This is a genomic window from Wolbachia endosymbiont of Cylisticus convexus (assembly GCF_003344345.1).
Window position 1 is genome coordinate 12,564 of sequence record NZ_QPIP01000007.1, and the last position, 21,704, is coordinate 34,267.

At 35.8% G+C, this 21,704-nt stretch carries 22 protein-coding genes; 2 read left to right on the forward strand and 20 right to left on the reverse strand.

Annotation, left to right across the window (positions count from 1 at the left end; translation table 11 throughout):
- Positions 1 to 3 precede the first annotated feature (3 nt).
- The 3 genes from Wcon_RS01520 to Wcon_RS01530 all read right to left on the reverse strand — a co-directional run bounded on the left by Wcon_RS01520 (position 4) and on the right by Wcon_RS01530 (position 4,015).
- Positions 4 to 2,718, reverse strand: coding sequence for a SpvB/TcaC N-terminal domain-containing protein (locus Wcon_RS01520; protein WP_114516962.1), 2,715 nt, complete (start codon positions 2,716 to 2,718; stop codon positions 4 to 6).
- Between the two features lie 153 nt (positions 2,719 to 2,871).
- Positions 2,872 to 3,792: a patatin-like phospholipase family protein gene (locus tag Wcon_RS01525; protein WP_114516980.1), complete on the reverse strand. Its 921-nt coding sequence runs from the start codon at positions 3,790 to 3,792 to the stop codon at positions 2,872 to 2,874.
- Positions 3,793 to 3,796: 4 nt separating this feature from the next.
- Entirely contained in the window at positions 3,797 to 4,015 is a 219-nt protein-coding gene (locus Wcon_RS01530; protein ID WP_114516981.1) for a hypothetical protein, read from the reverse strand.
- 131 nt (positions 4,016 to 4,146) lie between these two features.
- On the opposite strand from Wcon_RS01530, the gene Wcon_RS01535 reads away from it, so the two are divergent.
- A complete protein-coding gene (locus Wcon_RS01535; RefSeq protein WP_114516963.1) occupies positions 4,147 to 4,674 on the forward strand; it encodes an ankyrin repeat domain-containing protein in 528 nt (175 codons plus the stop codon).
- Here the strand turns inward: Wcon_RS01535 and Wcon_RS01540 are convergent.
- The 17 genes from Wcon_RS01540 to Wcon_RS01620 form a co-directional block, all read right to left on the reverse strand.
- Positions 4,640 to 5,611, reverse strand: a complete 972-nt coding sequence (locus Wcon_RS01540) for a phage late control D family protein (protein ID WP_114516964.1) — start codon at positions 5,609 to 5,611, stop codon at positions 4,640 to 4,642. The genes Wcon_RS01535 and Wcon_RS01540 overlap by 35 nt on opposite strands.
- Before the next feature lies 1 nt (position 5,612).
- The gene (locus Wcon_RS01545) at positions 5,613 to 5,819 is read right to left on the reverse strand and encodes a tail protein X (RefSeq protein ID WP_114516965.1); all 207 of its coding nucleotides are present in this window, start codon (positions 5,817 to 5,819) and stop codon (positions 5,613 to 5,615) included.
- Positions 5,797 to 6,198 carry a phage tail protein gene (locus tag Wcon_RS01550; RefSeq protein WP_114516966.1) on the reverse strand — a complete coding sequence of 134 codons (402 nt, stop codon included), beginning with the start codon at positions 6,196 to 6,198 and terminating at the stop codon, positions 5,797 to 5,799. Before Wcon_RS01550 ends, Wcon_RS01545 begins: the two co-directional genes overlap by 23 nt.
- A gap of 3 nt (positions 6,199 to 6,201) precedes the next feature.
- A complete protein-coding gene (locus Wcon_RS01555; RefSeq protein ID WP_114516967.1) occupies positions 6,202 to 8,355 on the reverse strand; it encodes a phage tail tape measure protein in 2,154 nt (717 codons plus the stop codon).
- 112 nt (positions 8,356 to 8,467) lie between these two features.
- Positions 8,468 to 8,719 carry a phage tail assembly protein gene (locus tag Wcon_RS01560; protein ID WP_114516968.1) on the reverse strand — a complete coding sequence of 84 codons (252 nt, stop codon included), beginning with the start codon at positions 8,717 to 8,719 and terminating at the stop codon, positions 8,468 to 8,470.
- 16 nt (positions 8,720 to 8,735) lie between these two features.
- Positions 8,736 to 9,236: a phage major tail tube protein gene (locus Wcon_RS01565; protein WP_114516969.1), complete on the reverse strand. Its 501-nt coding sequence runs from the start codon at positions 9,234 to 9,236 to the stop codon at positions 8,736 to 8,738.
- Positions 9,237 to 9,351: 115 nt separating this feature from the next.
- The gene (gene ltrA, locus Wcon_RS01570; RefSeq protein WP_201796968.1) at positions 9,352 to 11,127 is read right to left on the reverse strand and encodes a group II intron reverse transcriptase/maturase; all 1,776 of its coding nucleotides are present in this window, start codon (positions 11,125 to 11,127) and stop codon (positions 9,352 to 9,354) included.
- Positions 11,128 to 11,542: 415 nt separating this feature from the next.
- The gene (locus tag Wcon_RS01575) at positions 11,543 to 12,721 is read right to left on the reverse strand and encodes a phage tail sheath subtilisin-like domain-containing protein (RefSeq protein ID WP_114516970.1); all 1,179 of its coding nucleotides are present in this window, start codon (positions 12,719 to 12,721) and stop codon (positions 11,543 to 11,545) included.
- A 34-nt stretch (positions 12,722 to 12,755) separates the two neighbouring features.
- Positions 12,756 to 13,319 carry a hypothetical protein gene (locus Wcon_RS01580; RefSeq protein ID WP_114516983.1) on the reverse strand — a complete coding sequence of 188 codons (564 nt, stop codon included), beginning with the start codon at positions 13,317 to 13,319 and terminating at the stop codon, positions 12,756 to 12,758.
- Between the two features lie 4 nt (positions 13,320 to 13,323).
- Positions 13,324 to 14,781: a hypothetical protein gene (locus Wcon_RS01585; RefSeq protein ID WP_114516971.1), complete on the reverse strand. Its 1,458-nt coding sequence runs from the start codon at positions 14,779 to 14,781 to the stop codon at positions 13,324 to 13,326.
- Entirely contained in the window at positions 14,768 to 14,971 is a 204-nt protein-coding gene (locus Wcon_RS01590) for a hypothetical protein (protein WP_114516972.1), read from the reverse strand. The genes Wcon_RS01585 and Wcon_RS01590 overlap by 14 nt, the downstream gene beginning before the upstream one ends.
- 4 nt (positions 14,972 to 14,975) lie before the next feature.
- Positions 14,976 to 16,163 carry a hypothetical protein gene (locus Wcon_RS01595; RefSeq protein WP_114516973.1) on the reverse strand — a complete coding sequence of 396 codons (1,188 nt, stop codon included), beginning with the start codon at positions 16,161 to 16,163 and terminating at the stop codon, positions 14,976 to 14,978.
- The gene (locus Wcon_RS01600) at positions 16,150 to 18,078 is read right to left on the reverse strand and encodes a DUF4815 domain-containing protein (RefSeq protein WP_114516974.1); all 1,929 of its coding nucleotides are present in this window, start codon (positions 18,076 to 18,078) and stop codon (positions 16,150 to 16,152) included. Before Wcon_RS01600 ends, Wcon_RS01595 begins: the two co-directional genes overlap by 14 nt.
- 2 nt (positions 18,079 to 18,080) lie before the next feature.
- Positions 18,081 to 18,764 carry a hypothetical protein gene (locus Wcon_RS01605; protein ID WP_114516975.1) on the reverse strand — a complete coding sequence of 228 codons (684 nt, stop codon included), beginning with the start codon at positions 18,762 to 18,764 and terminating at the stop codon, positions 18,081 to 18,083.
- Positions 18,765 to 18,784: 20 nt separating this feature from the next.
- Positions 18,785 to 20,002, reverse strand: a complete 1,218-nt coding sequence (locus Wcon_RS01610) for a phage tail protein (RefSeq protein ID WP_114516976.1) — start codon at positions 20,000 to 20,002, stop codon at positions 18,785 to 18,787.
- A 6-nt stretch (positions 20,003 to 20,008) separates the two neighbouring features.
- Complete coding sequence (locus tag Wcon_RS01615) at positions 20,009 to 20,806, reverse strand: baseplate assembly protein (protein WP_114516977.1); 798 nt, start codon at positions 20,804 to 20,806, stop codon at positions 20,009 to 20,011.
- Positions 20,803 to 21,093 (reverse strand): GPW/gp25 family protein, encoded by a 291-nt coding sequence (locus Wcon_RS01620; protein ID WP_237349974.1) that lies wholly within the window; start codon positions 21,091 to 21,093, stop codon positions 20,803 to 20,805. The genes Wcon_RS01615 and Wcon_RS01620 overlap by 4 nt, the downstream gene beginning before the upstream one ends.
- A gap of 255 nt (positions 21,094 to 21,348) precedes the next feature.
- Between Wcon_RS01620 and Wcon_RS01625 the strand changes: the two genes are divergently transcribed.
- Positions 21,349 to 21,704, forward strand: a 356-nt coding sequence (locus tag Wcon_RS01625) for a recombinase family protein (RefSeq protein ID WP_237349973.1), incomplete at its 3' end; no start/stop codon positions are given.

Sequence of the window (21,704 nt, forward strand, 5' to 3'; positions counted from 1 at the left end):
TCCTTATCCATATATTTCTTGCCTCAGCATTTGTCCCTGAATCCCGCGGTATGCTTGTCTTCTATCCTCTATTGAGATGATATTTTCATCAAATACTTGAGGAGTTATTTTTAATGCTTCTCTATCTCCTTGGTAAAATTCCTTCCTATAACTTTCAACTAAATCTTCTGCTGTTTTATAAGCTCCAGTGTGATACCAAGTCTTGGTATAAATAGGAGCAACATGATCTTCTTTTTCAGTCTGATCAGTTGTAGCAAAATCTTCAGTATCCCAAGTTTCAACAAAACCAAATCCGCGAAATTCTTTTTCAGTGTAATCATAAAATCCATGATGATAGCGATATTTGTTGGTGAGTTTACTTCCTACTATGTTGTCTATGGTTTCTATTTTTTCAATTACTTGTACTGGAAACGGTAAATTCGTTACCCACGGGCGATTTTCTTTTCTATCTTGCAAATAAAATTTGGTGGAAGCTGCATAATGAAGACGGGTAATATTACCCATGTTATTATCTATTTGCTTCAATAAGTGCGGTTTTACTCCATTGTAAAAATCATAGTATAAATGCTGTAACTTTAAGTCTTGATCAAGGTAACTAATAAGCAAACAGTTAGTTCCATTGCCAAGAATATCAGCAAATTCAATTCTATTAACATGATTATAATCAACAGGTAGCCTTAAATTAACTGGCTTACTAAATGAATTACCACTATTGTTATAATAGATATCTAAACTATTATGGTTAGCATAGACTAAATCAGTAGTACCAGAACCATCAATGTCAGCAAAGTATAAACGTTTGACATTGAACCCATCCCTAAAATATGGAGCATTTTTAAATACAACTTTTTCACCAAATTTACCGTAGCCAAGATTTGGCCAACATTCTACTTTACCATTTTCTATTTTAACTAAATGGCTCTTACCATCACCAAACATGTCAGCAAAACGTACTAAAGTACTCTTTGAATTAAAACGCTGATTTGGTAGATCTTTTGGCGCTTTACTGTAAATAGCTTGTTTGTATCCCTTTTTACCAGCAGATGGATATACTCTGACGTTTTCTCCTTCAAATACTACGATATCAGTTCTTCCATCTCCGGTGACATCTATCATCTCTTGAAGTTCACTACTTAGATTAACTACTTGCGATTCAAGAGGCTTAAATTCACTCCATTTACCATCAAAATCATGGTAACCCTGAAAACCACTTTCATTCACATAAAGTTGTAATTCGCCGTTACCTTCCATACTCATCAGTGAATAAGTATTCTTACGTAGTAACGATGGAAAACGTTCTAATAGTTTAGCTTGAGCAAACTCTCCATCACCATTTGGTCTAAAATAAAGGATTGTGTTTTCATCATTATACAATATCCCTTCAATACCTTCCTGATATAAATCAACCAATTGAAATCTTTGGTCATTTAAATACCCAGGAAAATTTTTGTTTATTCCTTCTATTTTTACCGATTTAAAAGAGTTTTTATTATTTAAATTGTGAAGGTCTAAAAAATTTTCTTTTTCTTTGATTAGAAGGTCTTTTTCACTGTCTTTGATTTTCCAATTTGAGTTTTCTTCAGAGACTTCTGAATCTTGCTCTGAAAATACAAAATCTTGTTCTTTTAAAATCTGCAAAAGCTGTTTAGATGGTTTGTTACCATCCTTAAGTGTTACCGATGAAACTGTTGAAATGTAAGTAGAATCATCGCTGGTATGAGAAAAAACTAAAGTTGGCGTAGTCTTAGTAAATCTTTTGCCTTCTCTCTCATAATAGCCAACTTGTTTTACCGCTCTTAAGTATGTAATCGTTGGCTTTTCGTCATAGTCAAAATATGTGCCGTTTACTAGTATAGGTTCTGCATCAAAACAGTGATAAATTCTTATAGCTCGACATAATAGCTCAGTCCTTACTGCAAATCCTGTAGTGTGCGAGGTAAAAGAATCTTGACGCAGAATTGCTTTCCTTTCTTCATTATATTTTTTATCGACTTGACTTGCAACACCATAATCAAACAGCACTTCAAAATGGTTGTACTTTAATTCTTCATTATAACCATAAGTAATTCGATCAATTACTCTGCCACCACCTTGTACATTTGTATCTTTTGTACTAGAGCGGTAATAATAAAATATTTTATTTCCATATACATCGCTTAATTCCTCTAGTAACCATTCTGCTATGTGCTGTTTGTTACTTGTATCGTAGATTTGCGCTTGTTCGTTCTTACCATAAATAGCAATGCTGCCATCTTTACTAGTAACTTGCCAATAAATCCTATTATCATTTTTACTTATCAAACGCTCTATTTTGGCAAATAATCCTTCAACACGTGGCTCATAATAAGTAATATCATATTCGCTATTACTTGTTTGATTAATCGCAACCAAGTCATCTGCTCCTGTAAGTACGAAAATATCTTCATCATCATAAGTTGGAATTTTTTCGGATGTTTTTCTGATAATACTTGCTATTGAAACGTTAAACCCTATACCAAATACTCCGTTGCCACTCCCAGAGCTGTAATCAACACTTAAAGTTGGTGAAAAGTTACGGCATGTAGGAAGTGGAACTGGTACTGAAAATGATCCAGTACCAGTGAATGAATTAGCCTCAAAAGCTTCGCTTATTCCTTTTATAGCTCCACCACCTTTTGGTAGCTCAAGCTTTTTGGCCTCAATAGTCGATTTTTGTGAAGTATCTTTGTTAGATTCCATGTGCGTGAAAACGCGTTTGTATGTTATATATATACAAGATTGGTAAAAAAAACGTCCAAATTATTTTTTAAAAATTTATTTTTACCAAAAAAATCTTGTTTTTGAATTTTGTGACCTTCTGATAAGAAAAAGAAGTTTTTTCATAAACTTATATTATTTTGGTAGCACATCAATTACTCTTTGATTACTTTCTATCATTGCCTTTGCCTCTTGTTGCAGACATTTTATATTTTTAGATGTTATGTTATCCATCTCAGTCGATGCTACTTTCAATTGTGATTGTATTCGTATATATTTATTACCTATTACTTGATCAAGCTGATAGTTTACTGCATCCAGACTTGAAGCAAACATCACATTCAGTAACGGCTTGATCCATCCTATTTTTCCAAATCTCCTTGAGCTAGCATACTTTATACTTCTATTTGTTCTACCAGTGCCTATTGATAACAGTATAATCTCATCATTTGGAAACAACCTCTTGCCACTTGCATAGGCACAAGCTGCTGGGTTATTGGCAAATACTCCTCCATCTACTAGCACCATTTCCTTTTGGTTGATCTTAAGATATTTAGGTGCAAAATAAGTAGGTGCTGCAGTTGTTCCTCTGAGCGCATCTTTTAATTTAACAAAATTTCTATCTTCTCTCCAGCTCTTAAAAAAGAAAGGATAGTTGTTATGAACATCGTAACTTGTAATCAGCAAATTACTTAAAGTGTTTTGTAGAGTATCATCACCAAAATATTTATCCAGTACAGATTCAATATTTTCATGTGGGTATTGTGCGCAGTTAAACCAAGAAAATATAGATCTTCTCAGAAATGAAGATTTAAAAATATATGATCCGTACTCTTGGTAAAATTCAACCAAATCATTGGCAGAGTATTGGGGTTTCCTCTGATTATCACTTTTACAAAGTCCAGCAACAACAATCCCTCCAGTTGAGGTTCCTGCCATTAAATCAAAAATCTGGGAAATTGGCTTTTTTGTCCTACATTCAATTTCTGCTAGAATAATGGCAGGAATTATCCCTCTGATTCCACCTCCATCAACAGATAAAATATACTTTGCCACTTTTTTATTTGTGTTTCTGCTCAAGTTCATTAACTTCTTCAGCAAGATTTTTTAGCCTTTCTTCAAGGCGGTAGATGATTTCTGTAGTCCTTTGATTTTGCTCTATAAACCTGTCATGCATGTGCACTCTTAAGTCGAGCTTAGCCAGCCACCATATCAATCCTACTGTTTGTATCACCATAGTAGCAATTACTGCCATAGGAATCTTTCCTGTGTTTTTCATCTTAAAGTTTCCTTGCAAAAATAGCTGCGTATTGATATATACAAGATTCATCAAAATTACGTCCAAAAAATCTTTTCTAAAATAAAGTTAATTGGTTGCACTGAACAAGCGATGCAAATAATATAAGAGACATGAAATCTAGCCTTTTTTGGAAATTGGTGACAAGTTCAATAATACCAATAATATGCGCCATCTTTTTGTTTCAGCATTTTAAACCGTCAAAAAACATACCAATAAAAAGTAAAACGACTAGCGATTCTAGAATAGCATTACGTATTGCAGCTGAAAGTTGCAATTTGGATAACGTAAAATCCTTAATAAAAAACGCAGTAAATATTAATGACACCTATTATTTTGGCGCAACATCATTACACTATGCTACAAGCGGAGGCTGTTTAGAAGTTGTAAAATTTCTAATTGAAGAGGGCATTGATGTAAACACTACTGATGCTTTTAGCTGGACAGCTTTGCACTATGCTGCACGAAAAGGACATCTGGAAATTGCTAAATTTCTACTGAAAAATGGAGCAAATCCTTCTGCTAAAAACAAAGATAAAAAAACTCCTTTAGATCTTGCTGTAGAGGAATTAAGCAATGAAAAAAAAGATATCTATGAGGAAATTATCAATTTACTTTCCCACTATCAATTATTCCCATAGCAATAGTACGATAGCCAAGGTTATCAATTACATGTTCGGCCTTATTTATTATCCAATCGCCATGAACTCCCTTGCGAAATCCAGAAAGATTAATCTTTGCTTCGGCAAATAATTCAGGACTTCCTGGCATTGTGATATTGAGTGTTGCTGCACCACTCATCAGCTGATTTAATTTTGCAGAAGCTGCACTATGTGCCAAATCACTACTTGCATAGATATCTCGTAGAATATAGCTTGGTTCTTGATCACCTACTTTTTCCGTTATAGCCTCTGCTTTTTCGTAATCATACCAGTAGGCAATAACAGAGCCATATTGATTACGCTCGTTAAATCTTACTTTCCAATTTGTAATATCTGCAGGTGTTAAAGTAATGGTGCTTAAAGTTTTTCCTGTAACTGATTTTGCTTTTCCTTTTGAAACAAAAAGTAAATACCCTCCAGCAGGTTTTGCTATTGCTCCATAAATTTGAGCAAGCCTGGTTAAAAAATGCATATCGCTTTCTGCAGTCTGATCAATATGCGATATAATGATGTCTGCAAACTCTGCAGCAACTTTAGCTTTATAGCCATGTTTACTTGCAATTTTTTTCACCAAATCATTTAAAGTAATTTGATGCCACTCATTAAATACTTGTTCCTTTAAGGACTGTTTCAAATCTGCTGCATGACTTTTAATCTTTAGTGATTGTGGTGGACTTTGTACTATAATTTCATTTACTATGTAATCTCCCATTGGCACAATGCCAGTTTCCTTATACCCAAGTAAAATATTCAGCTTTGCCCCAGTTTTAGGAATCTCAAATAATGAATCAAGATGAATTACAGCAGTATCACTTATTACTCCTGCTTCATCAGTAATATGCATTGATACCAAGTGACTTTTTACCAATTCAGTGATGGAAATTCCTTCTACTGAAATACTAAAGTCTGGTGTCATTTTAATCCCATAGTTTTACTACTTGCTTTTGTATTGCTTTTTGAATAACAGGAAGTTTAATGATTAATCCTGCAGGAAGAAACTCGTACTCTGCAAGCCCAGGATTAGCTTTTAACACAACTTCAACTGCTTCGGAGCTGAATCCATAATGTTTCCAGCAAATCCAATCTAACATATCATTTTCCTTAGTTTTGTAGTACATCATCATCAGTTGCAGAGTAGTATGATTCGTCTAGCAGCACGTTATCGTAATGTTTCAAACTTAAATGAAACTCAATCTTCCTTGGTTCACCATTTGGAAAAAAATATTTCTGTGTTTCCTCTATTTTTACAATAACAAAATGGCCTAAAACGTTACCTTGGCCATCAATGAGTAAAAAAGGTTTCGATGAATTTCGCATATTATTTATTTGCCCCAGTCCTCCTGAATAGATTACTCCTGCAAGCTCAACAATATCCTCTCCAGGACCAATACTTTGAAGCAATGGCTTTTCCCCAATACGCTCGAGCGCAGGCCAACGATATTCACTTCTACGTGTAAAGCCTTGCTCAGTTAATAAAAATCTATATGGACCAAGAGATAGCATAATTCAATTTATATCGTAAAGTGCGCCACTAAATTGTTCTCTAATTCGCTCCATTACTTCATCAGCAATGCTGCGTGCATTTTGCTCAGGGCTTGGATGAATATTGATACTAAATTGTGTTTTATTCTCTATAGCTTTACTGTGCACCACAGAGCGGTACTTAAGAGAGTCATTTATAACGTTATTTACAGATCTAACTTCTAGTTTAGCCTCATTTTTTTTGTTCCACAGATTACTGATTGTTTTAAAAGGCTGAGTAATATTATTCCAAAATTTTCCTACCCAATCAGAAAAGGACTTCCACACAACTTTCACTGACTCCCAAATGGTAATAAAGAAATTTTTTACTGCTTGCCACTTGATAATGATCAGAGTTGCGGCAACAGCAAGACCACCAATAAAGAGTCCAATAGGATTACTCATTAAAGCAACTGTCAACGCTTTAAATCCAGCAATTACCGCTGGAAAAACTGCAGAAGTAGAATAAAGACCTATTTTTACTACAGATGCAAACATCTTCCAAGTAGATAAAAGAGCGAAGAAGGAACCTTTTACAAAAGTCCAAGCATATCCAAGAGATATGGCTGCTATTTTAATGCTGATCAACGCTGTAGTTGTGCTCATGATTACTGTAGTCAGTACTGGATACTCCTTGGCATAAAGTGTTACTTGTGTAGTTGCTGACTTCAGAAGATTAACAGTAAAATTTAAAGGTGGCAATAATACAGAACCAAGATTCATTCCCACTTCTGCTATTGAGTTTTTAAGTAACTGAAGATTATTTGCTGTAGTATTTGCTCTATTTTCAAACTCTCTTTGCATTGAGCCCTTATATTCCCCGTTTATTAATCGTAAAGATTTTTTGTACTCGTCAAGACTACCAATGAGTAGTGCTATATCATCCTGATATTCAATACCAAAGAGATCAAAAAGAACACTAGAACGTTCTTGCTTACCTAATTTTGCAACTGTTTCTAAAAACTTAACTAATGTGCCTTGTGCATTCTTACCAATTGCTTTTTCAAATTCCTTAGCATTTATTTTTAGCTGCTGAAAAGCTTTTTGAAAATTGCCTCCTTGTTTACTTGCAGTTTGCAGCTTACTGAGCATCGCATTGATTGCCGTACCTGCTTTTTCAGGGGCTTTACCAAGACTAATGAAGCTACTTGCTAAAGCTCCTGCTTCCACTGCAGTTAAACCAAATTGCCTTGCTGTACCACCGATTCTGTTCAGTGCAGGTACAATATCCTTAGCTTTTGCTGCAGTGTTATCAGAGATATGGTTTATAGCATCACCAATATTTGCCATTTCACCAATTTCAATTTGATAAATGTTAGAGAGCTTGGCAATAGCGTCTCCTGCTTCTTCTGCTGACATATCAAATGCAGTTGCCATTTTGGCCACAGTGCCTGTAAAAACCGTAAGATCCTTAGCTTCAATACCAAGCTGACCACCACTTGCAGTAATTTGCGCAAGTTCTGCTGCAGATAGCGGAATTGTTCGTGACATTTCCTTTAATGTCTCGCCAAGCTTTGTTAAGCCATTTACATCTGTATCTTCAAACTTTACAACTTTCTTTACATCAGCCATGGCACTCTCAAAGCTAATTGCAGCTTTAAGTGGTGCTGCAAGCGTGAGTCCAAGTGCGACAGCATCCATCATTTGAGCTCTGAGATTCGCTCTTTGTGCCAAAACTCCTTTACGTTTTTGCATTACAGAATTTAAAGCCGTGTAGTTACTTTTGAGCTTTTCAATAGATGAACCAAGTTTGACTTGATCTCTAACAAGAGATTTTATATCTCTACCACTCTTGCTCACTTCTGTGCGTAGCAGGTGGAGAGCGCTTCTTTTTTGTAAATAAGCTGTTTTAGCTTTCAGTGCTGCAGCTTTAGATCTTGTAAACTCATTTTGCAGTGGTGCTTCTGCGTTTTTTATCTGCTGAGCAAGGGATTTTGTTTTTATTTCTAGCTCATTCCAAGAACGCCTAGCAAGCAGAGCATCGTGGCTTAATTGTTTAAACTTGGATACTGATTTACTTGATGATTCAAGTTGTTTTATTGTACTACCAATCCGAGAAAGTTGCTTCGTGCTACCTGCTATCGTACTATTAAAACTGCTTTGCAGTGTTGCTCCAATTATTATAGAAATTGTTTTCATTTGTATAATTTTCCGCTACTTTCAAGCCACATAATAAATTCTTCAATATCCATATCAAGCCACTGATTGATTCCACCACCAACCATTGAGCTAAGTGATAATATGCTCAGCCTCAAATCTTCTGCTGAGACAAAAAATCCTGTAACGTTGCTTGAATCTTACCGTAGTCTGCTAAATCAAGTTCTTCTACTGCTTCTCTTGAAATACTTGCAAGATTTGCAATCAGTGCTACTTCTTTCTCTGCGTCGCTATTACCCATACGTTCAACAGCTAAACGATCTCGAACTTTTGGGCGACGTAGAGTGAGCTCTGAAACTAAAATTCCATCGATTTTTATTGGTTCAGTTAATTTAATTTTTTGCACTATTTTACCCTTTTATTTAAATTCCTAAAGCTGTGCGCATAGAAGTCATTTGATCAACACCATCGATCTTGCGAATCATGTTTTCTGCATCAATTTCAATCAATTCTCTGCCATCAATAGTAAGCTTATAATAATTGGCAGCTACAGTGCATTTGAGCGTTGCTTTTTCAGCAGGTTTCCAGCTACCAAAATCAAGTTCTTTAAAGAGCCCTCTTAAGTTAATTACTACCGATTCGGCATCACTACTTCCCTGCAAACCTCCTCTTAAAGTAAGAGAGACAGCATTATTATTTATCAATCCAAAAAGCCTAAAGAGCTCAGAGTCATATTCAGCAAAAGTGAGCTCTGCTTCAAGTTTTTCCATACCAATATCAATGCTGACTGGTATATCCATTCCACCTGCTCGATATTCTTCAGTTTTAATAGCAAGTTTTGGCAAGCTAATTTCATCAATACGCCCTGCATAGCCTCGACCATCAACAAATACGTTAAAATTCTTTAAAATCTTCGGTAACATATTCCCCCTTTATAAAATTTGTTATCTAAGGAGAGAAAGTCGCCCTTCTCTCCTCGACTTCAAAACCGGACTTGCAGCTTTCACCACATCCGGCTTTTCTCTAATTTGGTGTCTGTCATACACACTTCTTATGTAAGGAATCATGGCAATGCCCATGCAGCAAGGATAAGTTTTTGATCATATTATTGCACCTATTTTTGTCTTTATGATGTACCTCTAGAATATCATCATTTTTAAACTGAAGCTGACAATATTCACACTTTCTTTGTTGCAACTTCAAAAGTTTTATTACTAATGGTGATTTACCAGGTATTTTACTTAAACGATTTCCCCAATATGTCCAATCCCCATCATATGGAGATTTGGCTCCAAACACTTTGATATACCTTTTAATAGCATGATCTCCATGTTTGATAAGATGCATTCCATTATTTGTCATAAACCTCCAGTTGTCGTTGTTATACTTTCTAAAGTATTTTTTCTTTATCCAGCGTCTTCCCTTGTAACGGTGTCTGTAGACTGCCCATTTCCAAAGTTTTCTAAACATTATATTATCCACCGAATGAAATATTTTGCTTGAAACTACTGCAATGTAATATTGACACCATCCCCTAATGATTGGGTTTAGGTCTCTTATTACAGCTTCTTGAGGTGCTCCACGCATTTCTCTCATCTTATGTTTAATAAGTAATGTATGCTGTTTCACAGAATTACGACTTGGTTTAATTAGTAATTTATATGTTCTCTTATTTCTTTTTGGATACTGTCGTATCGTAAATCCAAGAAAATCAAAACCTGGCTTTAATCCGTTTAAAGGTTTAATCGTGTGAGAAACTCTTGTTTTTGAAGGTTTTAATTCTAGTCCAATGATTTTTAACCATTCCTCAACTAGGATTTTTGCCTTCATTATAATTTCTTCACTTTCATGTATGATGACAAAGTCGTCGGCATAGAAAACCACACTCATAATTTTTTGTGCATCTCTATGTGCCATTGCTCTACCTTTCTTTTTCGCATATTGAAAAAGATCGCCCTTAAGTTCCTTTCTAATATGTTGTTCCAATCCGTGTAATGCTATACATGCAAGTAATGGTGAAATTGTACCCCCTTGGATTGTACCACGCTTAGTGGGTTGGAATTCGTTATTTTCCATAACTCCTGCTTTTAACCATCCTCTTATTATTCTTGTTAAACTTGGAGTGGTATTGAGTTTCTTCAGCAGTGCATTATGTTCAATATTATCAAAGCAACCAGAAATATCAGCATCTAAGATAAATGCCGTTTTCTGCTTAATGGCATTAAATATCGCTCCTATTGCATCATGGCATGATCTACCAGGTCTAAAACCATACGTGTTCGGCTCAAATTTTGCTTCCCATTCAGGTTCCAACGCCATTTTTACAAGTGTTTGTTTCGCTCTGCACGATATAGTGGGAATACCAAGTGGGCGACGCTCCAATGGCTTACCAGGTTTTGGGATCCAGATTCGTCTTGATGGTTTTGCTTTTTCTCTTAAATCCATAGAGTATGCTAATTGCATTCTTTCTTTTTTGTTGAGACTAGCCTTTCCGTCAATACCTGCTGTCTTTTTTCCTCTATTATCCTGTGTTACCCTCCTAACAGCAAGCATTCTTGCACTTGTTGATTTAAGTAATAATCTCTGAAGATTATGCATCTTTTTGATGTCATTACATTTAGAAGCTCGGTAAATTCGTTTTTGTAGCTTAAATGAAGATTTCTCCAGCTTTCGCCAGGGAGTTTCATTCCATTCATACCTAACATTTTGTTGGCTCATAACATATTCACTACTATTCACAACTTTACCTTCCAAATTACAGTGTCTACGTCTGCATATCCTAAATATTACTTTAGGCATTAGCTTCTTAGACAATCCCTCCACACAAAAACTTACGGCTGGCTACCTGTTTATTACCCTTATTCAGAATAATAAAAGATTCTGTGTGGTTACTCCGTTCCATAAAACCGTTTCATGTTAGACTTAGGTTCTTACTCTCTGCCGGGAGATTGGAAACGTCTTGATCAGACACAGCGATTCTAATCATCCATTTTCTCCATACCTTTTGGTCTATGCGTATCAACCTTACTCCGCATATTCTCATTCACGACAGTTCAAGCATAAGTTCCTCTCGTAACCATATCTAACTCTTCTCGAAGGGATTTATTGTAAGGTTCAATATTACCTCCTTTTAGTCCATACTTGCATTCTAAAAAGTTGCCAATTCTCCAGAATGTGGACTATGATTTCAGCCAGACGTTATGGCGGATGGAATTTAACCATCACGATTTCATGACTCATGGATCGTACCACTGTTCACGAGATGAGAACGGAAAATAATCTGTTCAGCTGGGTATGGTGGTGTAAACTCAAAGTCAAAATATACTTTTCCACTTGCAATGTTTGCTGGTGTGTTTAATTCTGAAGTTGCGTAACACTTTCCACTGATAATTGCTCCTTGAGCTTTTAAATTGGCCAAATAAGAATTCACCCCCTCGATCACATCATCTATATAAGTTTTGGTAATATTTCGATCAACTGCCCATAAATGAGCTCTCAATAAGCTGTCATTAATAAGGTCTGCAGTTCTTCTCACTGACAGAAAAGCCCATTTTGAGTCATTTGAACATGTTCTATTTCCCCAAAGTCTGTAGCCATTTTGATGAATTATCGTTGTTACTTCATTTTCATTTAAATGGTTTGCTCTACAATTTGTATTACCGAGCGTAAAATCAATAGGTCTTGCAGTACCAACAATACCATTAATCTCCTGATTTGAAGGTGACCACCAAAACCCATGTTCATTATCAATTTTAGCAATCAGTCCTGCAACAAATGGACTAGCAGGTAAAATTTTCTCCTTTTCATTAAATACCTTAACCCAAGGATCAACAACGTAAACACGAGGACTGCCAACACTTTTTCTCCACTTTATTGCTTCTTCATCATTAGTATTTGGTCCATCTGCTACTATTATGCTTCTCAGCTTTTCTGCTATAGGAATTAATGCTGTAACCACTGCATCTTCTGGTAGTTGGTGAGTAAACTGAGGTGCAATTAGTATTCTAGGTAGCACATGAACTATACTTTCACTGCTGAGAAATGCCTCGATTCCCTGATATTCTCCGGTTTCTTTATCAACACCGCCAATTATATTTTGAATAGTTTCACTTTCTTTGAGCTTTGAATCGCTGTTTTCACTTTCTTTAACTCTAATAACTACTACTGTTGCCCCAATTTGGGAAAATATTCCATTTACTGCAGAAGGTAAACTTCCACTCTTTCCAAGCCTTGCCGCTTCTTTTAAACTTCCTGCTATTAATACTGGTTTATTCAGTGGAAATTTTTGCTCATCTGCCTCGGATGCAGTACCAATTACACCTATCACTGATGATTTAGCTGTACGTACCGCTTTTGCTCCTGAGGTAACCTCAATAACATTTACACCATGTAAAAATTGTTCTGTCATGTTTTTCCCTTGTACGCTGATTTTTGAAAAGAATTCAACTTTCTAGGTTTTGCATTTTTTGTTTACAATCATCTAGTAAAATTTGCAGCTCTTCTTTACTTTTAGCTTCACCGATTTCCCTTTCAGCTATATCCACCAATTCTTCACATTTAATTATTGCTTTTGCTGCTTTTTTTGCCTTCTCTTCTATTATTTTTGCCATCTCTACTACTGAAATTCCTCTCACTCTTGCTAAAGGCTCTATAATTGCTGCCTCTTTTTTATTCATAGATTCTGGTGCTGCTAGAATGCTTTTTGCGGCTTCTGCTTGAATCTCATAAGATTTAGCTTTTTGGTGAGAAACTCCTGCATATTGGTAAGTATAGTTATTATAATAAGTACGGAGACTAGAAAGTGCAGAAAGCTTCGCATTTTGCAATAATTCCAGCTCAATATCTTCCTTATTCCTTTCAACAATTTTCTCTCCTTCTGTTAAACAATAACTCTTTTGCCAATTAAAATTCTTTGGCGCTTCATACCATTTTTCACCTCCTGGCTTACCTTCAAGTGTTGTTGTTTCAATTTGCTTGTTGCCTTCGAACCTAATATAGACAGGCACTCTTCTACCTCCAAATCTCATATGTGTTAGATAACCCTGGACATTGCCAAGCCTTTAGTGTTCTTTCTACATCTACTTCAAGGCCTGTGGTTAGAAAGTTGCTGCGAAAGTTATATATTCCCCACTGGATAAATTGGCTATAGATATACACATTACCTGAAAGCATACCTTCACTAACTTTTCCTCTGCTATCTAGATAAGATGATGTATACAGTAACACTGCAATTGTTTTTCCTGCTGGAATTTCTACATTTCCAGATCCAGCAAATCTGCTACTCGAACTCGTGTATTGGTAAACATTTTTCCATGTTATTTTTGAAATCCTCGATTTATTGGTATTATCAGGTGTTCCCACAAATGCTCCTGCTCCTTCGTATCCTGAACTCCAATAAGATGTACCAACAAAGTTTAATGTTCTTGTTATATTCCTACTTGTGGTGTTTTTTACAAACATTACTCCAAGTGCAGCATACGGGTAGTAATATATCTGATCACGACTCGTGGAATCACTGCTTGTATATGACTCTCCATAAATAAATGTTCCTTTATTTCCCTCTATAAAACTGAGTTGTCTTGGCCGATAAAAACTAACGTAATCTGTATCGTATGTATGGCTACCTGCAAGTAGTTGCAGCATATAGTCTGTTTTTGTTACATCACTACTCCACTGACCAAGCTCAGTTGTAAAAGTTCCGTGGCCAAAGTAATTATTTTTTCTACTTAGTACACCAAATAAAAAAGGTAATGCTCCAGGTTCAATCATATGACGGTTTCTTACTTCTTTCATGATTGATGAGCCACTTGGTACATCATTTATGGAGTTAAGCTTAGTTGGTTCTCTGCTCCTTATTTCCTTCATGATCGATGAACCATCTGGCACATCATTTACAGTACGAAAATCTTCTACTAACCCTTTCAGACCATCTTTATGACTGTTGCTAATACTGTTTATCGCTGCGATATTGGCATTCTTTCTCGTATCAAGTAGCGATATATGTGAATCTGATGATGCTTTTAAAGTATCCAAGGTATTAGTTTTTAGCGTATTGATCTCATCTACAGACTTTGTCTTTGCTCCAGTTATCGCCGATATTGAATTTTCCTTATTGGTATTTATGTCATTCAAATGTGATCTTGCAGCGTTTAGAAGTTCTTTCAACTTTCCATCTGTTATCTGCACAATTTCAGAAACCGCACTTTTGTCGACTATTAATTCCAATGCTTTAGCAAGATATGCTAGTTGATCTGGTGTACTATTTGCTGCTAAATCCTTAAGCCTTTCTTGTAGTGCATCAATTATTTCTTTTACTTTAGTCATTTGCGCAATATCAGAAATAGCTTTTTTACCTATCATCGATTCTAATGATTTAGCAAGGTACGCTAATTGATCAGGTGTGCTATTTGCTGCTAAATCTTTAATTCTTTGATGCAATGCATCTATGGCTTCGTTAGCAATGGTCATTCCAAAAATTCAAAAAAGTCTCAAAATTCAGTCGTTCAAATGCTTTTTTAAGCTTATTGTGCTCATTCTCTCTTTTAGCGATATCTTCATCTATTTTCTTAATTGTAGTACGGATACGAACAACATCCTGCACAGCAATATTTTCTGGATGTGGTAGTGGATATCCTCTGCTTGTTTTATCATCTGACATTCTTCTATGTGACAATGATTCGTAAATTTTTGACTTTAGGACGATAAACAACCGTTCCACTTAAAACCAATTTTACTCTTGTTTCATTGCCATTAAAGTTTGTTAGTACATGAGTTCTCTCTACCCAATTTTCCCCAATAGATTTTCCTGATGTTAAATTTACTAATTGCCATTCTCCCACGTTTTTCTCTACATAAGTTTTAATGTCTGCAGTACCAGGTATGAGTGCATCATATGTTATGGTAATTTTAGTGTTAGAACCTGCTGTAATGCTTCTTGTAACATAATCTCCGGACTCTGAAAGATTACCCATAACTAGCTGTAACCCAGGATAGAGAACAGGACTTTTTTCTCGCCCTCCTTTTAGGCTTGCTTTTACCGTTAGCTCTCCAGATAGTCTTTCACGCAGCGCGAGCGGCAAATTATCAGACAAAAAGTTTTCTCTTCCCTCTTCATCTGTTAAGATAAATTCTACATTGGTATCAAATGCTACTTTTTCGACATTCGTCAAAACAATTAAATCTGAAGTATTGTTTGCTGTAACTTTGCCAAGATCAATAACGTAAGAATTTTCAGTGAACTTTGCAGCTAGTAGTCGAAACGTCAAATCTAAATTTTGATGTGGTGTCCAAGTACTTGCATTGCTTGATGAAAGTAATACTCCTACTTGATAAGGTTGACTTGTTACCCAACGGCTATTTACTGCATCATATTTGCCAAGTTCTGCTATTTTTACTGCTGTATTTGCATCATCGGTAAGTAAAACTATTGCATACTCTTGTCCTGCATGGCAAAACACTGGTGACCACTCTATACATGTTGCTGTGCCATCTACTTTTATATCTTTTGGCTCAATAGAACTTTCAGCAATGACAGTTTGTGAGGGCATTCCCACTGCTGTTTCTCTAATTTGCACAACAACACGTTTTTTGCCGCTATTTATAAACCATAGCTCCACGCCTCCTATGTGCCTACTCTCATTTAGAGTAAATGTTTGTGCTAAAGGATCAACTCTTCTTGCTGCTATAACTCTTCTTCTTTCTTCTATGGTAATAGTTTTTTTACCAGTATACGTTGCTTCTCCATAGCTTCCTTTATCCCCATAAAATTGTACTAATTTAGTACCTGCTGGAATATTTGCTGGGATTTTTATCTTTCCCTTTAATTTTCCCTCGTTGTTAGCTGTTAACATCTTTTTTTACGCTATAGGTTATTCCGTCAAATTTTATTTCTTTAAGCTTCTCACCTGGCTCAAAACCTTCGATCTCAAAATTCTGTATTGCTTCTCTCATAAATTCAGTTTCGTATGAAGTACTTGACAGCAGCTCTGTCGTTTCTTTAACATTAAATACTCTGGTTACTGGACTTTTCCAATTCGTGGTAACCTCTGTCCAGTGGTCAATGTTTTTATTTAGAGTAATTTGTACCGGGACTGGATCAAAAGCTTGATATGGATTAATCTTTTCTCCTTTAGTCTGTAAAAGCTGCTCCAGTACCGGTTCAAGTTTATAAGGTAAAAGATAAGGTTCTTTACCTCTTTCAACATCGATAATTTCCACGTCTATCGGTAAAATTAGTTCCTTATTTACTATTGCTGCAGACTGAACAATTCCTTGATCACGCATATCATCATCAAAAAATGAATCAACAAATACTCCTTTTTTGGTGGTAGGTTCTCTTGAATTTGCATCACTGCGTAAACGCTCCTCTGCAACTAGCGCATAAAGATCATTTATTCCTCTTTTCATTGCTTCAAGCTCATTCATGGGTACTGCGTGAATAGCATTATTTACTACTTTTATCTTTTTACCTTTTTTCCACGTCTGATGAATGTAGCAGAGCAAAAGTTGTCCGCTAGGTGCTTTAGGCATCGATGGTCTCCAAGAGTGAGAAATTCCTTTTATTCTTCTTACCACTCCTTTGCTATCGATAGTAATTAAATCATAGCGTGGCATTTTCCAGGTGTAGTCAATCAGAACCAAGCTGTTATCAATTGCTCCCCTTACTTTACATCCCTCTTCACTTATATCTTCAGGGCTTACATGAGTGCGAGAGCGGTAGGTTATCAGGTAACTACTTCCAGGAGCTGGCTCTTTACCAGGTAATGACCAATCGACGTTTCCTGCATTTAACTTATAGTCTATACTGTTTTCATAAATAACATTGCCTTGTTTAACTTGAATAATCTCAAGTACTGCAGAGTCAGGAATAGCTCCTGAATATGAACCATGAGTAATGGTAATGGTTTTTTGAACAGTTATATCTACTTTTTTAATTTCGCTGATTGGAAAATCATTAACTTTAAGTTCCATTACTCTTTGGCTATTTGGCTGAAAAGTATGTGGTTCTGATTCAACTGATTTTATGTCTGGATCTTCATCAAAAGAAACACGAATACTGTGAGGAAGTTCAATCTCATAACCATCAACATGAGCTTTGCCCTCATTAATCACGAATATTTTTTCCCTCTTTTCGTCCCCTTCTTCTCTCTGCAAACACATTACTTCAAGTCCATTTACAACATAAGAACCATTGGCTTCTTTGTCATAACGAGCAAGAGCGGTAGTTACTATATTTGCTTGTGGAGGTGGTGAATGTTTTATCAGTACTCCATTTTCAATATTGTAAATTGGATAAAATTCTCCTTCAGAAAAACGTGGAGAAAGACCTTCGAGCTTCCAAATGGTGGAAACTTTAAGCCTTGCAGCCCCAACTTCCTGATAGTTTCTTGTACCAATTGCAGGATCACGAAGATTTTCGTCCTCAAGTTCTGTAATGGTAGATTCTAGATAATAAACACCTATACGAACTGTGGTATTTAGTGGAATAACAAACTCTTCTTTTTCGACTTTTCTCACCGCTCCACGAAGATAGATTTTTCCTGATTCAAGTGTAACTTTACCAGTTTCTCTATCTATAATACAATTGCTTCCTGTTATAACATTGCCATCACGGAATATTGCATCACCTATGCCTTTGAGCCTCAAAAGAGCATATTCTTGCGTCTCGTTCAATTCTGCTGACTGTAGACCTCTTCCTGCAAGGAACAAACTTTTTTCGTACTCTTTTTCAGGATTAAAGCGGTTATAATAGCTACTCAGTGTCATAGTTAAAAAGTCACTACAAATGAAAAAGTTTCCCGGGTTGCTGCAGTTCTGATAAGTGGTACTGTATGTTCTAAAACTAATAAAATTCCAGGATTTTCCACGTCTTTTGGCTCAAAATATCTCTGTCCTGTAGGTAATTCTTCTTTTACTTTAGTACCAACCATAACCCCGAGTTCCCTTATCACTTGATTTGCTGCGTCCGTGAAATCGAAAGTGAATTTGAGAAAAAGATTATTGGTTGGTACATTCGATGGTTTAAACCTTCCAGAAGGAGTTACAAGCTCTCCATTCTCATCACCCACGCAAAATAGCATCTCATCAACAACACGACGTCCAACTTCTTTTAGCAATTGTGTAGAAGTAATAAGTTCCGGTGGTGTTCCTTGAGTATACTCTATAGTGATTACGCTATCTGCTATAATTGCACCATTTTTTACACGTTTTATGATGCCTTCGCTACTGTTAATCACATAATCTTCACTTGGTTTATATATTGCCTGTTCTTTCAAAATTTTAACATCTTTAATATGTTGATGGTCGAGTGTTACTTGATCACGCACAAAGGTCTTTTCTACCTTATGATTGCTTTCCCAAGTAGAATCTCCAGACCCCCAAGCAAGATGTATAGCTTGTTCTCTAATACTTGCGGCAATAGCTGCTCTACCTGATTGTGTAAGTATTGACATGTTTGATTGCGCAGTTGATATTATATATATACAAGATTCATAGAAAAAACGTCCAATTTTTTTGCAATAATAGGATCAAAATCTTTCCAAGGGCGATGTAAGTGGCGATGTTCATGCCAAGTAACCATACCTAGATAGAATGCTGCTACGTAATTTTCTAGTTCATGAATAGGATCTTTCTGTTTTGAATCTGAATCATTTTGACAATCAACATGATATTCCATTAAATTAGACTCTATTATTCTTTGATCAGTAAAACTCTTTGCTTCGTAGTAATAAGTTATACTAAACCGCTCTAAAATCGGTGTGCATCGAAAGTTCCAAATTTGCTCAGAAAGTTTATCTTCACTTAAGTGAAATGTATGCTCTATTTCTTCATAAGTAGTTGATGCAAAACAAGCATTTATATCCCCTAAATTCCAACTATCTGACAATACTATCAATGCTTTAGCAAACTTAATTTCTGGCAATAAACTCTGTGGTAGAGGATATAGTGCTTCTAAGTTGTACCACTCATGATTTCTTTCATATGTACCGTTGTAATTCTTCGTGTGAGGCTCTGTCTCTCCTAATGTTGCAACATCTAACCTATATAAATCATTACTGTAACTTCTATCATAATGTGATCTAAAAGTGCCAAATTTAAATCTTGGATTTCCTATTTTCAGCTCAAATGAGTTTTTTCTTCCAAACGATAATACTGGTCCTTCTTTTGCTATTTTTACACCTGAGTAGTCTGAAAGAAGATCTCCAAAAATACTTTCATCTAACATAAACCGCTGAGCATTGTAATAGTCATTGAATATTCGCATTAATCGAGATCTTGCCGGTGCAGAAAGTTTTGCCAGAGCAATTACACTATCGACAAAAAAGTCATTAGGAACATCAGAGATGCCAATTTGAAATTCAGCAAAATGCTCTCCTGGTGGTTCTTCTTGAATGGTAATATTATCAATGTTTGCCCACTTCAGCGCCATCTTCAGTGACTGTGGTGTACCGCGCAAACGTTGAAATCTTATTCCGTTTTGCTTAGCTAAGACCCATTCTTTTAATGCACTCTTAGTAGCTTTCTTACCCCAGGATAAAATTTCTCCCAAGCCGTATTCCGCTACTAGCCACGGCAACATTTCAGTCTGTGGGTTAAATTTAAATCCCCGTAGAGAATTTGTATCAAGAGAATAATTAATTATATCTGTAAGCATTTGCTCTTGCTTTAATGCATTTGGAGGAAGTATCACCAGTTTTTACCTAACACTTAAATCACGTAAAATAACGCATTCATTATTTTGTACAATGATATCTTCTATGGGCTCTGTAAGCTCTATATTCTGTATACCTTCTTTAAAAAGATGAGCAATAATCCATGATCTGGTAATATTCCATCCTAACCCTTTAGCAGATTCAAGATCTTTGACAAATTGTTCTTTTGCAGCTTCGATAACATCTTTTGATGCAGTAGGATAAATATGCACTTTAGCATAAATAGTAATGGGAATAATACCACAGCCAATAACTGTAAGCGTGTCAGTTAATACACGAATATCGTCACGCACAACGTGACTTCTGACGATTTCTAGCAATTCTTCTGAAGGCACACCATCATTTTCTGTGGAAAGTATTGAAATCTGCACGCTTCCTGGTATCGGCGATACCGCTTGCGCATCTTTTACTCTTGTGTCAGCAGATAACGCATGATAGCGATAATGTTCTTTGCTTCCTGCTGTTGACCAACCAACAATTTTAGCTTTTACCCGCTTTCTTAAGGATTCATCATTCTCTGACTCCTTTCTCAGTACACCATAAAATTCAGCTAAGTGATCAAGGTCATTACCTCTTGCAAAAGCAAGTAAATTTGCCTGTGCTGCATTATTAATCCTTTGCCTGAGCAGTAGTTCACGCCAGGCTGCTACTTCCAGTATCTTTATTGCTGGATCACTCTCAGTTAGAGCAGAAAAATTTTTATCTCGATGAACTAACTCTTCTTTCATACGAGAAAAGATTTCCTCAAATTTTAATGTTTCAACAACATTTGGTGTTTTCATTCTACTACAATACCATCAAGGCGAATTGGCTCTCCATTTGGTAGATAAATTCCTTCCAAATTGAGAGTTATTTTGCCTTCTTTAATTTCTGTTATTTGTACACGTTTAAGCTTAAATCGACGCTCCCACTTTTCCAGCGCTTCTGCAACTGCTGCATAAACCTCTTGTGCAAAACCTGGTGCAATTGGATGATCAATCAGCTCAAATAACCTTGATCCATAATCTCGGCGCATGACACGAGTACCAATTGGTGTAGTTAATACACCTACGACAATGTTGCCAACAATTTAAAACTTGAAAAAAGTATTTCCAGAAAACTTTTATGTCCAAAAGTAAGAGCTCCATTTATTTATGACGCTAATGACGAACTAATTATCAGCTTTAATGTAGTGGATTAATAATGAGCATATTATTTAAATGGAATGTTATGAACAGTAAAGAAAGATTTGCCATACGAGTTAGTTATGAACCTGATAGGTTGGCAGAGGTATATTTATTAGACGCCTACACAAAATTAATGCCAGTGCTAAAGTATTCAGTAAATGCAAATAAAAAAGAACTTCAAGGAGGATCAAATGTTAACAGTAAGCTTATATGCAAGAGTTTCTTCAGAAAAACAAGTACAAGAGAATACGATTGCAAGTCAACTTTCAGCTTTAGAAAATAAAATTAAAGCAGATGGGCATGAATTGCTAGATGAACATAAATTCGTTGATAATGGCTATAGTGGATCTAATTTAGTTCGTCCTGCCTTAGAAAAATTACGTAATAAAGTAGCAGAAGGTAAAATTGACATAATCTATATTCATTCTCCTGATCGTTTATCGCGTAAATATGCATATCAGATGGTTTTACTTGAAGAATTACAGAAAGCAAAAGTAGAAGTAATTTTTTTAAA